The sequence below is a fragment of the Rhizobium sp. USDA 3886 genome (assembly GCF_056279785.1).
On the sequence record NZ_JBWCDC010000003.1, the window covers coordinates 1,941,102 to 1,955,366 of the forward strand.

Genomic DNA, 14,265 nt, shown 5'->3' on the forward strand with positions numbered 1-14,265 from the left:
TGCCAGGGCGGCTATCGGCCCTTAACAGTTATTGAGTTGCGCTTCCATTATGTGGCACTCGCCATCTATTGGCTCCCGCTGTCAAACCTGTAGGCTCGCTGAACAAGAGCGACGCGAATTTCGTATTTCGAGTACCAGTCTTTGCGGCCTCTTCGTTGTGCTTCAACATGGTCGACGACGGCCTTCCATGCGCGGATACTGTCTTCGTCCTTCCAGAATGAGACCAGTATTCCGAAGCCATCTGCGCCGCGAGCGCTTTCGAAGCCAAGATACCCCCGGTTGTTGACTAGCAAGTTTGGTCATTGCGTAACCAATCTCGCCATATCCATCGTCTACGTTTGTTCGCTGCGAGGTGAAGCTAACCATATAGTATGGTGGTTCTGGTAGGGCGGCTATCGGCATGTGATTCCTCTGTTTTCGAGGCGGAAGCTACTTGCGCAATCCATTTTACATTCATTTCGTCGGGACCGATGAGGCTGCTTTTGGCGCGAAGCCGCAGGTTCGTCTGCAGTCGGCCCAAAGCGGACTTTGCGTGCAAGGCTAAAGCAACTTTCGCAAAAATATTCTCTGGTGTGTATCGGGGGGATATCGTTCCAGCGTTCCGAACACAGAGTATCCTTGCTTTTGATAGAAGCCCGGAGCCTGAAAGCTAAATGTGTCAAGCCAAATCCCCACGCAGCTTTGTTCTTCGGCCCATTGCTCCGCCTGAGCCAGAAGCTTTGCCCCCAGTTGCTGGCCCCTCATAACTTCGGGCACAAAAAGCAGCTCGACGAACAGCCAGTCATAATAGCATTTCGCCCATAGGCCGCCTTGGATTCCGCCCTCATCATCGCGCAGTAAAATTGCAAGCGGCTTGTAACCATCCTCTCCAGCCTTCGAATCATTAAAGGCGAGCAGGGGATTTAGGATTGCCTCGCGGTCACCTTCGTTAGGGTCGAGCTTCACTTCTAATACAGGCATTTCGTATCTCCATTCAGCCATTTCCGCCTATGTGGCCGATGTAACAGACACGTGAATTTGTCGCCATACTCGGGAGACCACTTTTGGCGCAAAAGCGGCCGAGGCTCGTCGGCGATCGGTCCCAAGCAGCCAGCGGCTAGTCATCGCGAAATGCTGCGTTTTAATCGTAGCTGGCCCGCCGACGCTGGAGGTCGTCCTCGCGCAATAGGCGAAGTGCCGCCGCCTTCATCTGTGCAGCGCACAGGAACTGTGGCATAACTGGGCCATGGCGATACATGTCTTGGCGGTCCATCGCGACACGGTCGGGACGGAACAGGCGGCGGGCGGTTCGCTTGCAGCCGCCTATTCCGTGGGGGTTTTCTGCTGGCTGCTGTCGGCCGGCGTCTATATCGCCGCGAAATGGGTCTCTTCGGAGATGCCGCCCTGGGCGCTTTGCTTCTGGCGCGTGCTTATCGCCTGCGCGATCCTGATGCCGATCGTGTACCAGCATTTCGGCGCCATGGTCGCGCTCGTGCGGGCTCGCGGCCTCGAGTTGCTCGCCATCGGCGGTATGGGGCTTGCGATCTGCCAGGGCCTGATTTTTGTCGGCCTCGAACATGCCGATGCCACTACCGCCGGCATCATCATCGCCCTGATCCCGATCATCACCATGATTCTTGCCCGTTTCATTCTGGCTGAGCCGATGGGACGCTGGCAGGTGATCGGATCGATCCTCGCCTTTCTCGGGATCGTGGTCATTATCGTCAAGGGCAGCCCGGCTGCGCTCTTGCGTCTCGACCTCAATCCCGGAGAGCTGTGGATCGTCGCTGGCGCGTTCTGTTTCAGCCTCTATACCGTCCTGCTCCGCCGGGCGAAATTCGATGTGAATCGCCTTGCGCTCCTGGTACTCCTCCTCGGTGCGGCGGTGCTGACGGCCCTGCCCTTCTACCTGTTTGAGCTTCTCTCCGACGAGCGCTCGACGCTGAATGCCAGCGGCCTTATCGCGCTCGGCTATGTCGCGATCCCGGGCGGCGCGGTTATGTATTATCTCTTCAATCGCAGCATCGAGGCCCTGGGGGCGGCGCGGGCGGGCGTGCTGCTTTACATCCAGACGATCTTTATCGCCGTGCTCGCCTACCTGTTCCTCGGCGAACAGTTGCAACGCTATCATCTCGAAGGCACGGCACTCATAGTCGCCGGCTTGCTTCTCATCATCCTGCTGAAGCCAACGACCAGAGCGGAGGCGACCAAAGCCTGAGGACGAACGCAATGGCTTTCCTAGTGACCGCTTCTGGCGCGAAGCCGCCGAACGCGTTCGTCTGCAGTCGGTCCGAAGCGGACCTACCCTCGCGGCGGCGCGACGGCAGGCCGTGACCCAAGCCGGACATGGGTGCCTCGGTTTGCAATGCAATTGCCGGGTCTACACCTCACCCAGACTGTCGACGTCCACTCCCGATCAGGACTTCCATCTCGATCACGAGCCGCCGACCATCGTCGGGCGCACCAAGGCTGTCCCGAACCTCGTCACGCACGCGGCGCTGAACGCTCGGCGATAGTTGAACGAACTCTTGGCCGCTCAGCGTTGCCCCCTTCTCAATGCCGCTGAAGTACCCATCGAACGATGCAAACTCGATCCCCCGGCTTTCTGTCTGTATCTCAACCTCGCGGAAACCCGCACCGCCCATCAATGAGCGCAGACGCTCGGTAGTTGGAATTGAGAAAAAGCGGTTCAGTTTCTCCGCCTTCTCGGGAGCATGGCGAGCGATAACGGCACCGATGCGAGCGAAGAGCGAGCGTTCGGCCGTCGTTGTGACACTTACAGCCGCCCATCTGCCGTTGCGGAGAACCCGATAGAACTCGGACAAGCCACGCGCCGGATCATTGAAGAACATCAGCCCGAGCTGACAGATCACGGCATCGAAGCGGTTATCGGGATAGGGCAGTTCCTGACCGTCGAGAATCTCCAGCCTGACCGGCAATTCCTTCAGATTGCGCCGGGCCGCCTCTAGCATAGTGGGTGAGGCGTCGCCCGCGATGACAGAGCCCGATGAACCGACGACGTCCATCGCCGCTCGTGCGGCAGCGCCGGTCCCAGTGGCGACATCTAGTACCGTTTGCCCTGACTCTATGTGTGCCGCGCGAAGGAGCGAGGGAATGAACAACTGTGTAGCCCGTGCGAAGAGTTCGTCGTAACCCTCCGAAGCCCCTGCATAGATCGGTTCGGCCATTGGGCACCCGTCGTGTCGGAGTACATTCTCAATCTCGAAGGGCAGGCTAGCACAGCATCGACAAGTCCGGAATTGGCGCTTTCTGGCCAAGGCACCCTTCCGCAGTCGGCCCATTGCTGCGGTTCACCGGAGCGAGTGCTAAGAAGCGCAATCGCGACGCTCAAGCTTTGGAGTAGCGATACACAAGGTGCTCGGGGTCGTCTCTTAAAGCTGATGTGTCGAGAATTCCTCCAAGCCGCGTCGCAACGGCCATTGATCTGAAATTATCTGGAGCCACGTAACTCACTAAAGTGCGTGAATCCAACGTCTCAAAGGCCCAGTCACGCATTTCGCTGGCGGCCTCCGTGGCATAACCGCACCCCTCATATCCATCGTATAGGAACCAGCCTAGTTCCTTTTCACGAAAAAGAGGTCCGTGATTGATGCTGACCTGTCCAACACACTCTCTCGTTTTAGTCAGTTCGACCATGAGTGCGCCGTGGCCGAAGAAGCGCCACATCGCCAAGTCACCGCAAAAAAGTCCCCAAGTAGTGCGCTTGTCAAATGGTCCACCCATTCCAGCTGATCGTTTCGACGCTAAGAAAGCCTCATAAGCGGGAAAATCCTCTAACGTTTGCGGACGAAGCGTTAAGCGGTCAGTTGCAAGCGTAGTCATCAGTTGTGGCATGTTGTGGCCCTCTCGATGGAGCCCGTCGGCGGGACGTCGTTCAGTCGCGCGTCGCTCTCTTCGTTGCCAGCCAAAAGAAGGATCGGCGGACGACGAAGATTCATCGACAATGCAGGTCGCTCGCTCAGGAACTCTGGAAGTGGTGTCGGCTCGCCAAAATGGTCCAATCGAAATCCGGCTCTGAGAAGCGTAGTGACATACGTTTCAGTAGTGCGATGGAATTTCACCACGCCATCGACAAACCACTTCGTATGACGCACTCCTTCCTTTTGATAATTATCCAACGGCCAGCTAACCGGATGCCCATCCGCGTCTTTCGTCCATCCAACCGGATTTGCCGTGCAGACCGGATGCTCCACAGAGAAGATGAACCGACCTTCAATGGGAAGGCACGTAAATACTCTCTGCACGATGGAGGCGTAATCATCGACATAGTGAAGAGCCATCGAGGAGACGACGAGATCAAAGCTTTCGGGGGGAAAGGCGATTTCTTCAATTGAGCTACAAAGATAGTCGATCTGCGAGTCGTCGGTGAGAAGTCTCGCTTCAGCGGTCATGCTCTCGGATACATCCAATCCGGTGACCGATGCCGCGCCGGACGACCGGGCATAGCGAGCGAAATCACCGAAGCCGCAGCCCATATCGAGGACACGCAGCCCTTTGAGGTCAGGGACCAGAGCACGAATAGCCGGCTGCTCCAGTGCCCCATTTAGACCGGTGTCGTTCTGGCGAAGATTCTTGTAGCGTTCGAAGAAGATTGGCTCGTCGTAAATATTTTGTGGCATGATTCACCTCGGAACATTGGCTTTAGGTTAGAAGGGAAGGTCTTCTCCCAAGAGCTAAGAAAACCGTCTAATTACATCATTTTGCGAAAGTTGCATGACCACACATGGCGCGATCCGGCCGAGGGCCTCGCCTGTCGGCCCAAACCGGCCGTAGTCGATCAAAAGCGAGTTCCTGAGCTTCGTTTTGAAGCTCAGGCGCGCTGGTGCTCTGATCCGGAGTGTGTCGGGAGCTTTGGGCTTCGACGCTCAGATTCCGAGGCCACCGGCTATATTCACGGTTTCTCCGTTGATGTAGCCCGCATGTGGTCCGGCAAGGAAGCAGATGGTTTCCGCCACTTCTTCGAGGGTTGCGATGCGACGGATCGGATGCATGTCCAGGATGGCGTCACGGTTCGGAAGCTCACCGGCAACGTCCGCGGCCATGTCCGTGGGCATAATGCCCGGCTGGACCACGTTCACAGTGATATTGCTTGGGCCGAGGTCGCGCGCAATACCTTCGCGTATCCGGCGAGCGCCCACTTTGTTCCGGCATAGTCGGCGACACCTGGGAAGGGTACGCAGGAGCCGAGCAGGGAGCCGATGAAGATGATACGACCACCGTCGGTCAGCTTGCGTGCCGCCGCGCGGGTGCTGGCGATCGTGCTTCCGAAAGGCCCTGGCGCGCTATTACGAGCGATATCTGGACTACGTCCCGGCGGCGCTAAAGCTCGCCACAGCGCGAGACGTTGCCGCGCAAATCCTGCATAGCGCCATCGAGCTCAACACACGTTATCCCGACCATACAGGATGTCTTGGCATCAATGGCGTCCTAGCGGGATCGGATGAAGCGGAGCCTGTTCGGCAAGCCTTGATAGAGGCTCGTGCGGCTGGTGAGGCACAGCTTCGTGAACGCTTCGAACGGGCAAAGGCCGAGGGCGATTTACCAGAGACGGCCAAGTCCGACACGCTTGCGGCATTCGTGATGGCTGTTCTTCACGGCATGGCTGTGCAGGCGAAAGCCGGTTTCAGTCGTGACACACTGGAGGCTGTTGCCGAGCAAGCGCTGTCTACGCTGCCTACCGGTAGTTCGACCCTGTCCAGAAAATCATCCTGAACGCCCGGACGGATTGGGCATCGCGGTAGACCTGGCCTGCGCGGACCTCGCAGTGCTCGCCGTCTTAAGCCATCCCGCCGCGCACAACCCACTCCAGACGATTTAAGAGCGTTTCATACGTCGCCACTGACGCGACTTGATCATTTTGCTCCCAGGAACCCGAGCAGGACGGTGCCAAAACGACCTCGAGAAGCTCGTGTTATCCGGCACCGTCCGTGATTTTTTATATTTGAGTTGAGTAGGAAAGCTTGGGATACCAATCTGCCGGACGTCCTTCCGGCGTGGTATCGAGTACCGTCCAGATCGGCATGGGGTCGGGCGCACCGCGCGGATCCTGTCCCGGATCGGCCGTCACCTGTCCCATTTCTTCGCTCCAGAAGTGGCGTATCGTGCCGTCGCGCCGTGTAAAGACATTGAACGCGGCATCATCGCTGCCGCCTTCTCCGAGCGCGCGATAGTCCCGGCTGTAGTCGCCATCAATGTCCGAATAAAGCGGGAGATAGCGCCAGCCGCGCTCCTTCTTGAACGACAGCAGCCTTTCGATGGGCGAGCGGGCAACGACCGCCAGCGCCACCCGTTGCTGCATGTCGGGCACTTCACCGTCCCAGGCAGAGAGCAAGCATGTGCACATAGGACAAGGACGCTCCCGTTCGGGACCGAACATGTAGCTGTAGACAACCAATGTATCCTTGTCGGCGAACAGGTCTTTCAATGTCACGGGACCGCCATTTCCCTGGAACCTATATTCCTTCCTCACCCCGCCTCCAGGCGGAAGAGCGCGCCTTTGCTCGGCGACGCGCTCGATGTGGCGGCGCAACTCGATTTCTTCGGCAAGCAGAGCATCGCGCGCACGCCGATAGTCTTCACTTTCATTTGGAAATCGCGCACCGTTTCTGCGGGCGAGTTCGATTGCGGGTGTGAGGTGCTGATGATCAGTCATAATGTCCTCCGTCGATCTGATCGTGAGAGAGGAGCCATCTGCCGTCTCTCCCAGGCTATTGAACGCAAGGCACCGGCCGTCATTCGAATGCCGGTCTGGGACTTGAGCGTTCGCCTGTTCAAGGACGATTGACGGGCGCCGAAATCGACAGCGCTGCGGATAATGTTTCCCTGTGCTTGCGAAAAAGATCGGCCTGCCCGGCTTCGAAGACTTTGTCTAAACGCCGACAGGAAGATGGTATGCAGAACCTGCGGATCAACCCGGTGGAGTTCGGATCTCGAAGGTGTGTTCCTTACCCGGGAAACGGCGGTTTCGGACATCGTCGGCATAAGCGCTTGCCGCGTCTTCGATCGCCTGTGCGAGACCGGCATAGCGCTTGACGAATTTGGGCGTGAAATCCGTGAACATGCCCAGCATGTCGTCGGCAACCAGGATCTGGCCGTCGCAGGCCGGTGACGCGCCGATGCCGATCGTCGGCACGTGGATTGCAACGGTCACCTCGTGCGCCAGGGGCTCGACCATACCCTCGATGACGACGGCAAAAGCACCGGATCCGCCGACCGCTCTGGCATCCCGCCTGATCTTGGCGGTCTCGCTTTCGCAGTGGCCGAGTGAGCGATAGCTGCCGGCCGTGTGCACCTGCTGCGGCATCAGCCCGATATGTCCGCAGACCGGCACGCCGCGGGCGGTCAGGAAGGCGATAGTTTCGACCATCTCCTCGCCGCCCTCCAGCTTGACGCCGTCGCAACCGGTTTCCTGCATGATCCGCACGGCGCTTCGAAAAGCCTGTTCCTTCGATTCCTGATAGCTGCCGAAGGGCAGATCGACGATCACGCAGGCCCGTGTGACGCCCCGCATGACCGCCTGGCCGTGGGCGATCATCATGTCGAGCGTAACGGAAATCGTGCTCGGTAGGCCATAAAGGACCATGCCGACGGAATCACCGACCAAAAGCAGGTCGCAATGGGCATCAAGGGCGCGCGCCATCGGTGTCGTGTAAGCGGTCAGGCAGACGATCGGCGCTGAGCCCTTCATCGACTGGATGCGAGACGGTGTCAGCCGTTTTTGACCAGAAGCCTTGCTCATCACGCAGCCCTCGACTGGGTTTGGCGCTGGCGGCCGACGACCCTGTTGTCGAGAAGCCTGGTCGTGCCGATCCGCACGAAGAGGGCGACAAGTGCTGGCCGATCGCGCAGCGTTTCAAGCGGCGCCAATGTTTCCGGGTCGCGAACGGCGACGACTTCAGCCACGGCGAGCGGCTCGCGTGCAATGAATGCGGCCAATGCGGCCTCGAGCACCCGCGGATCATCGGTTCCCTCGCTGTAAAGCCGTTCAGCCTCCTCAAGTGCCTTTGGAACGATGACCGCAGCGGCACGCTCCTCAGCCGTCAGGTAGCTGTTACGCGACGAAAGCGCCAATCCGTCTGCCTCGCGCACGGTCTCGACGGCAACAACGTGAACCGGCAGGGCAATATCCTCGACCATCCGTTTGATGATCACGACTTGCTGGTAGTCCTTTTCTCCGAAATAGGCCGCATGCGGCTGAACGATATTGAAAAGCTTGGTCACGACGGTCGCGACACCGGCAAAATGTCCGGGCCGCACGGCACCCTCCAACTCGCAACCAAGCGACGGTACGTCCACGATCGTCTGCATCGGCCGCGGGTACATCTCCTCGACGCTTGGGGCGAAAAGCATATCAACGCCGGCGGCGGAGAGCATGGCACTGTCCCTTTCGAGGTCTCTCGGATATCGCGTGAGGTCTTCGTTCTGGCCGAACTGCAGCGGATTGACGAAGATGGAGACGACGACCGCATCGTTCTCGCTGCGGGCATGCGCGACCAGTTCCATATGCCCGGCATGAAGGAATCCCATCGTCGGGACGAACCCGAGCGTCCGGCCTTCATTCTTGATCGCCGCGATGTGCTCCCGCAGTTCGGCAATCCTTGTTACGACACGCATCCTTCACCTCCCCAGAAAGCGGTGGCGGATAGAAGTTGATTTCGCGCGAAGCGTCAACTTACCTGCTAAGATAATATCGATTAGAAGCTCATCAAACCGATTTCAGGCAATAATGAGCGGAGCTGGCTTCCGGAGTGCGGTTGCCAAGCGGAGACTTCAGCATCGTTGGCGCGCTAAACCGATTTCCTGGGACGTCCACCCTTAGCACCGTTCGCGCGGCTTGCTGCTATTTTTGCGGGAGAACGGGATTGTCCGCCGCGTCGCTGAGCCTCCATAAAGGCCTTTGAACCGAATACTCCGTTCATGAGGCCGGAAATCGTATAGTCCGCGTCGAGGCTTTCCCAATGCAGTCCCGTTTCGCCCAACAATTCGACCTCAGCAAGCTCCGCAGCCGTTGCTTCTTCCAGGCCCTGTAGAGATCGTGCCGGGAACATGAAAGCGGCCCCGTTTGTAAATTCGACAATGATCCGCTCGGAGGAACTATCGAAACGGACTGACGCAGGAATCGGCCTTTGAGCGCGTTCGACCTCCCAACGCCGCTTTGCTTGCGTCAGTTCTGCATCCGTGATCTCAACCATGATACTTTCTCCACGTGTCGAGGAATAATTCCTGGTTCTCTTCGATAACCGCAACGGCGCGCCTAACGTCTCTATCAGACATCCTGCCTTGTGTGATCACTTTCAGATTGACGATATCGATACGTGCCTCGCCTTCGCCTACTACATGGGCATGCGGAGGCTCGTGGTCAGCAGTCTAAATGACAAAGCGCAGGCCATGTTGCCGGATAACTGTAACCAAGAGAGAATAACCTAACAACTTAGGTATTTCAAGATCAGCCTGCTATATCCTGGCGGCAATTGCTACGCCACACCGTTTTGCCGGGCGACGAAGTCCGCGAGATGCGGCACGTAATCCTCAGGACCGTTGCCGCCGCCTGCGACTGCCGCGGCATAGGAATTCTTCACCGCACTTGCGAGCGGCGTGGCAACCGTCGCGTCATTCGCCATGGATTCCAGGTATTTCAGATCCTTGTAGGCATTCGAAAGGGTGAAGCGATGGGCATTCCGGTTGCCTTCCAGGGCGTAACCCATGAAGGTCTGGTAAAATCCGCTGTCCATGCGCCCACCACGAATGACGCTGTCGAAGCGTTCGACCGAGATTCCGACTTTCCGAGAAAGTGACAGAGCTTCCGCGAAAAGAGCACCCATTCCCAAGGCGATGAAATTGTTGAGGAGTTTCATGCGATGGCCGTCGGCGACCCCACCGATATGGACGATCTTCGCCGCCCAGGTCGATATCACCGGCTGAATCCGCTCGAACGTCGCGGCATCCGCGCCGACCATGCAATCCAGCGTGCCCTCCCATGCTTCCTTCGGCGTCCGGCTGAGCGGTGCGTCGGCAAAGTGAACATTCTGCGCAGCGAGCGTTTCGGCCAGACGAACCGTCACCGTCGGATCGCCTGTCGAACAGTCGACAATGACGGTTTCCGGGGCAAGGGCCGGCCGCATTTCCTCGATGACGGCGGACACTTCCTTCGAGCTTGTGAGGCATAGAAAGATCATGGTCGAATTTTTCGCGAGATCGATGAGAGAGCTTGCCTCCCTGGCGCCGCGGCTCAGCAGATCCTCGATCGGCTTGCGATTGCGGTGAGCGATCACCGTCAGGGGCAAGCCTTTTTCGACGATGTTCTTCGCAATGCCATGCCCCATTAGTCCAACACCGACAAAGCCGACTTTTTCCTCTAGTTCAGCCATTGCTCTCTCCCATTCATTCGTTGTGACGTTCCGCCGTCGACGCGGCCTAAGGAAGGTTGAAGCGTTTGCGCAAGTCGTCCACCTGTTCTGCGGTCAGCATCCTTTTGGCGTGATGCTGCAGCATGAGAAAAAGCTTTGCGGTTTCTTCAAGCTCTTCGGCGGCGAACTGGGCATTTGCAAGCGTCGTGCCGGCAACGACCGGCCCGTGATTGGCAAGCAGCATGGCGTGATGGCGCCCGGCGAGCGAGCGGACTGCGTCTGCGAGCGCCATATCGCCGGGTGAGAAATAGGGAACAAGCGGCAAGCGCCCGACGCGCATGACGTAATAGGCAGTCAGAGGCGGAAGGACGTCCTCAGGATCGATGTCGCGCAGGATGCTGACGGCGGTTGCGTGGCTCGAATGGAGGTGGACGACGGCACCGGCATCGCTGCGTTCACCATACATCGAAAAATGCAGGAACGCCTCCTTGGTCGGCGCATCGCCCGACAGAAGCCGGCCAGAAGCATCGAACAGCGAAAGGCGCGCCGGATCGAGCGAACCCATTGAGGCATTGGTCGGTGTCATCAGCCACCCGCCCTCGGAAAGACGCGCCGAAATATTGCCGGTCGAGCCGGAAGTCAGCCCGCGTTCGAAAAGCGACTGCCCCGCGCGGCAGATATCCTCGCGCAGGCGATTGATCTCATGCATCTGGAGCCTCCGTTTCAAGCAGCGCCCATGCCTTCTGGAAAAAATCCGGGGCGCCGAAGTTGCCGGACTTCAATGCAAGCACAATATCTGGACCGCCGATGCTGCGGGTCCACGGCACGCCCGGATCAATTTCAGGGCCGATCGAAAGCGCCCTGATCCCAAGCGCATTGATCACCGCACCCGATGTTTCCCCGCCGGCAATGAGGAAACGGGTAAAACCCTTCTGCAAGAGCCGCCGGGCGACATCGGCCAGCGTCTGCTCGACAAGGGCTCCGGACTCATGCCTTCCCATGCTTGCCTGGATGCTCAGAAGCTCCTCCGGACTGGCGCTGGAATAGATCAGCGGCGGACGGTCACCGGTCTGCGCAATCGCCCAGTCGGCAATCTGCGCCGCGCTCTGGCTTCCATCTGCAATCGCCAAAATATCAAGCCGCAGAACCGCAGCACCGGCGTTACGGGCGACCTCTATCTGGCCACGCGTCGCAAGCGAGCAGGATCCGGCAAGGATAACCGCTCGCCCGGCCGGGGCCGTGATGCGGGTCACGGCCTTTCGGACCGGCAATTTTCCTCGTTTTCTGAAATTGTCCGGCAATCCCATGGCAATCCCGGATCCGCCCGTGACAAGCTTCATGCCGTCGCAGGCAGCACCGATCGCCCGCAGATCGGTGTCCGACAACGTGTCGACGATAAGGATGCGCTTGCCGTCCGCCTCGTGTTGCGCAAATGCCGCCCGGATGGCGGTCTCCCCTCTGGCGATCACCGGCCAATCGACGAGACCGACCGGACGCCTTGTCTGCCGCTGCAGCACGCGGACGAGGTCGGGATCTTCCATCGGCGTCAGCGGATGGTCCTTCAGCGGGCTTTCCGACAGAAGCCGGTCGCCGACAAAGAGGTGACCCTTGTAGACGGTGCGGCCCGTCGCGGGAAAGGATGGGCAGGCAATCGTCAGTCCGCCACCGGTCAGGTCCTGAAGCGCGTCGGCGACTGGCCCGATATTGCCGTCATCGGTGGAATCGAATGTCGAACAGTATTTGAAGAGCAGTTGCTCTGCGCCGGCAGCGAGCAAATTGCGTGCCGCTGCGACCGAATCCCTGACGGCTTCCTCGGACGGCGCCGTTCTTGACTTGAGCGCGACGACCACCGCATCGGCATCCGCAAAAACGGCACCCTCTTCCGGCAAGCCGATCAACTGGATGGTTCGCATGCCCTCACGCGACAGCATGAGGCACAGATCGGTGGCTCCAGTGATATCGTCGGCTACTGCGCCAATAAGCATCATCCCTCCTCGCTCTACCGCTGTTCACGCTTTTCCCACGATCGGCATGTGGAAGTTCCGGCCAAAAATAAGAACTTGCAATCCGTTTCACCGATAAGCTAACCATAGAGTGGCAGCGCTGTCATTACTTTTCCGCGGGTCACACTTCAAGCCGAATTTGGCGCGTGAAAGGAACAGAACAATGGATCTCGAACATGAGCGAACGGACAAATTCTAAGGTCTGCGTCATCGGTCTTGGATCGATGGGTTTTGGCGTGGCGTCGTCGCTGCTGAAAAAAGGCTTTGAGACCAGCGGCTACGACATCAGCGCGGAGACGATGACCCGCTTCTCAGCGGAAGGCGGACGGGCGGCGGCAAGTCCGGCCGAGGCGGCTGACGGCGCCGACGTCGTCATCACGGTGGTCGTCAACGGCGCTCAGACCGAAGCCGTGCTATTCGGCGAGAACGGAGCCGCCACCAGAATGTCGAAGGGCGGCACGGTCCTGTCCTTTGCAACCATGCCGCCACAGACGGCCGAGGATCTGGCGCGGCGCGCCGGCGACCTCGGTCTGAACTACATTGACGGACCTATCAGCGGCGGCGCAAAGCGCGCCGCTTCCGGGGAACTCACGGTGATGGCCTCCGGACGGCCGGAGGCTTTCAACCATGCGCGTCCGGTGCTCAACGCAATCGCCATGAAGGTCTACGAGCTCGGAGACCGTCCCGGCATCGGATCGTCTTTCAAGATCGTCAATCAGCTCTTGGCCGGGGTTCACATCGCGGCGGCCTGCGAGGCGATAACCTTTGCCAAGGCGCTCGGCCTCGATATCGACAGGGTCTACGAGGTCATTACGGCATCGGCGGGCAATTCCTGGATGTTCGAAAACCGCGTCCCGCACATCCTGCAAGGCGATTATTCCCCGCAGAGCGCCGTGGACATTTTCACGAAGGACCTTGGTATCGTGTCGGACCTTGGACGCGGACTGAAATTTCCGCTGCCTATCACCTCGACCGCACTTCAGATGTTCATTATGACGGCTGCAGCCGGCATGGGCCGGGACGACGATGCCTCCGTCGCAAGGCTGATCGCCAAGGTGACGGGCATCGAACTTCCCGGCGGGCCGGAGGACGCCTGATGCCGCAGTTGGCCGCAAATCTCACGATGATGTTCAACGAAGTTGCATTTCTGGAGCGGTTTGCGGCAGCCGCCATGGTGGGATTCACCGCTGTGGAATTCCTCTTTCCCTATGACCATACGCCGGAAGTCATCGGCGAGCGCCTTCGGGAAAACGGGCTCACACCGGCACTCTTCAATATGCCGCCCGGAAACTGGCAGGCCGGTGAACGCGGCCTGGCTGCACTCGACGGCCGCCAGAACGAGTTTCGGGCGTCGGTTGATGTTGCCCTGCGGTATGCCCGAAGCACCGGTGTCCGCCGACTGCATGTCATGAGCGGCCTGGCGTCGGGGAAGGATGCGGCCGCGGTTGCGATTTACCGCAACTCTCTGACATACGCCTGCGATCAGGCGGGCGCGGACGGCATCGACATCGTCATCGAGCCAATCAATCCGCGGGACATGCCGGGGTACTTTCTCAACGACTTCGACTTTGCCGCTGATACTATCAGTGCATTGGATAGGCCAAACCTGAAGCTTCAATTCGACATCTACCATCGTCAGATCATTCACGGCGACGTGCTCACCGCACTTCGGCGGCTGATGCCGATTATCGGCCATGTGCAAATCGCTTCTGTGCCGCTGCGCAATGAGCCGGCGACAGGTGAGCTTGACGATTTTCGTCTGCTGAGAGAGCTGGATATCCTTGGCTACAAAGGCTTTGTCGGCTGCGAATATCGCCCGGTAGGCAACACAGTGGCCGGACTTAGCTGGATTGACGCGTTTCGCAGCCAGTGAATGCAAGCGCTGCGGCAAAAGCGTAAACTGCGCCAGCGAGACG

16 protein-coding genes and 3 pseudogenes are annotated in these 14,265 nt (G+C 59.0%); 4 read left to right on the forward strand and 15 right to left on the reverse strand.

Annotated features, from left to right (window positions below):
- Window positions 1-65: 65 nt before the first annotated feature.
- Window positions 66-402: pseudogene (locus ACZ9BX_RS32180) on the reverse strand (antibiotic biosynthesis monooxygenase family protein).
- A 138-nt stretch (window positions 403-540) separates the two neighbouring features.
- Window positions 541-960: a GNAT family N-acetyltransferase gene (locus ACZ9BX_RS32185; protein ID WP_476222321.1), complete on the reverse strand. Its 420-nt coding sequence runs from the start codon at window positions 958-960 to the stop codon at window positions 541-543.
- A gap of 265 nt (window positions 961-1,225) precedes the next feature.
- Between ACZ9BX_RS32185 and ACZ9BX_RS32190 the strand changes: the two genes are divergently transcribed.
- Window positions 1,226-2,197: a DMT family transporter gene (locus ACZ9BX_RS32190; protein ID WP_476222323.1), complete on the forward strand. Its 972-nt coding sequence runs from the start codon at window positions 1,226-1,228 to the stop codon at window positions 2,195-2,197.
- A 169-nt stretch (window positions 2,198-2,366) separates the two neighbouring features.
- Here the strand turns inward: ACZ9BX_RS32190 and ACZ9BX_RS32195 are convergent, their stop codons facing one another.
- From ACZ9BX_RS32195 to ACZ9BX_RS32215, 5 genes are all read right to left on the reverse strand, one after another.
- On the reverse strand, window positions 2,367-3,281 hold the full coding sequence (locus ACZ9BX_RS32195) for a class I SAM-dependent methyltransferase (protein ID WP_476222325.1): 915 nt from the start codon (window positions 3,279-3,281) through the stop codon (window positions 2,367-2,369).
- Window positions 3,282-3,327: 46 nt separating this feature from the next.
- Window positions 3,328-3,834: a GNAT family N-acetyltransferase gene (locus ACZ9BX_RS32200; protein WP_476222327.1), complete on the reverse strand. Its 507-nt coding sequence runs from the start codon at window positions 3,832-3,834 to the stop codon at window positions 3,328-3,330.
- Window positions 3,822-4,619 carry a class I SAM-dependent methyltransferase gene (locus ACZ9BX_RS32205; RefSeq protein WP_476222328.1) on the reverse strand — a complete coding sequence of 266 codons (798 nt, stop codon included), beginning with the start codon at window positions 4,617-4,619 and terminating at the stop codon, window positions 3,822-3,824. Before ACZ9BX_RS32205 ends, ACZ9BX_RS32200 begins: the two co-directional genes overlap by 13 nt.
- 246 nt (window positions 4,620-4,865) lie before the next feature.
- Window positions 4,866-5,138 carry an SDR family oxidoreductase gene (locus ACZ9BX_RS32210; RefSeq protein ID WP_476222329.1) on the reverse strand — a complete coding sequence of 91 codons (273 nt, stop codon included), beginning with the start codon at window positions 5,136-5,138 and terminating at the stop codon, window positions 4,866-4,868.
- On the reverse strand, window positions 5,075-5,335 hold the full coding sequence (locus ACZ9BX_RS32215; protein ID WP_476223105.1) for an SDR family NAD(P)-dependent oxidoreductase: 261 nt from the start codon (window positions 5,333-5,335) through the stop codon (window positions 5,075-5,077). Before ACZ9BX_RS32215 ends, ACZ9BX_RS32210 begins: the two co-directional genes overlap by 64 nt.
- Between ACZ9BX_RS32215 and ACZ9BX_RS32220 the strand changes: the two genes are divergently transcribed.
- On the forward strand, window positions 5,233-5,712 hold the full coding sequence (locus ACZ9BX_RS32220) for a TetR family transcriptional regulator C-terminal domain-containing protein (RefSeq protein ID WP_476222330.1): 480 nt from the start codon (window positions 5,233-5,235) through the stop codon (window positions 5,710-5,712). The genes ACZ9BX_RS32215 and ACZ9BX_RS32220 overlap by 103 nt on opposite strands.
- Before the next feature lie 223 nt (window positions 5,713-5,935).
- Here the strand turns inward: ACZ9BX_RS32220 and ACZ9BX_RS32225 are convergent, their stop codons facing one another.
- From ACZ9BX_RS32225 to otnK, 8 genes and pseudogenes are all read right to left on the reverse strand, one after another.
- Window positions 5,936-6,652, reverse strand: coding sequence for a DUF899 family protein (locus tag ACZ9BX_RS32225; RefSeq protein WP_476222331.1), 717 nt, complete (start codon window positions 6,650-6,652; stop codon window positions 5,936-5,938).
- A 255-nt stretch (window positions 6,653-6,907) separates the two neighbouring features.
- Entirely contained in the window at window positions 6,908-7,738 is an 831-nt protein-coding gene (gene panB / locus ACZ9BX_RS32230; RefSeq protein ID WP_476222333.1) for a 3-methyl-2-oxobutanoate hydroxymethyltransferase, read from the reverse strand.
- Window positions 7,738-8,613, reverse strand: a complete 876-nt coding sequence (gene panC, locus ACZ9BX_RS32235; protein ID WP_476222334.1) for a pantoate--beta-alanine ligase — start codon at window positions 8,611-8,613, stop codon at window positions 7,738-7,740. The genes panB and panC overlap by 1 nt, the downstream gene beginning before the upstream one ends.
- A 173-nt stretch (window positions 8,614-8,786) precedes the next feature.
- A complete protein-coding gene (locus ACZ9BX_RS32240) occupies window positions 8,787-9,191 on the reverse strand; it encodes a DUF2442 domain-containing protein (RefSeq protein ID WP_476222335.1) in 405 nt (134 codons plus the stop codon).
- Window positions 9,184-9,348: pseudogene (locus ACZ9BX_RS32245) on the reverse strand (DUF4160 domain-containing protein); the annotation flags it as partial. The gene ACZ9BX_RS32240 and the pseudogene ACZ9BX_RS32245, both read right to left, overlap by 8 nt.
- Window positions 9,349-9,473: 125 nt before the next feature.
- A pseudogene (locus ACZ9BX_RS32250) lies at window positions 9,474-10,391 on the reverse strand (NAD(P)-dependent oxidoreductase); the annotation flags it as partial.
- 22 nt (window positions 10,392-10,413) lie between these two features.
- Window positions 10,414-11,055, reverse strand: coding sequence for a 3-oxo-tetronate 4-phosphate decarboxylase (gene otnC, locus ACZ9BX_RS32255; RefSeq protein ID WP_476222337.1), 642 nt, complete (start codon window positions 11,053-11,055; stop codon window positions 10,414-10,416).
- Window positions 11,048-12,331, reverse strand: a complete 1,284-nt coding sequence (otnK, locus tag ACZ9BX_RS32260) for a 3-oxo-tetronate kinase (RefSeq protein WP_476222338.1) — start codon at window positions 12,329-12,331, stop codon at window positions 11,048-11,050. Before otnK ends, otnC begins: the two co-directional genes overlap by 8 nt.
- Window positions 12,332-12,525: 194 nt before the next feature.
- Between otnK and ltnD the strand changes: the two genes are divergently transcribed.
- Window positions 12,526-13,446, forward strand: coding sequence for an L-threonate dehydrogenase (gene ltnD / locus ACZ9BX_RS32265; RefSeq protein WP_476222339.1), 921 nt, complete (start codon window positions 12,526-12,528; stop codon window positions 13,444-13,446).
- Window positions 13,446-14,222, forward strand: coding sequence for a 2-oxo-tetronate isomerase (otnI, locus tag ACZ9BX_RS32270; RefSeq protein WP_476222340.1), 777 nt, complete (start codon window positions 13,446-13,448; stop codon window positions 14,220-14,222). The genes ltnD and otnI overlap by 1 nt, the downstream gene beginning before the upstream one ends.
- Window positions 14,223-14,265: the final 43 nt, after the last annotated feature.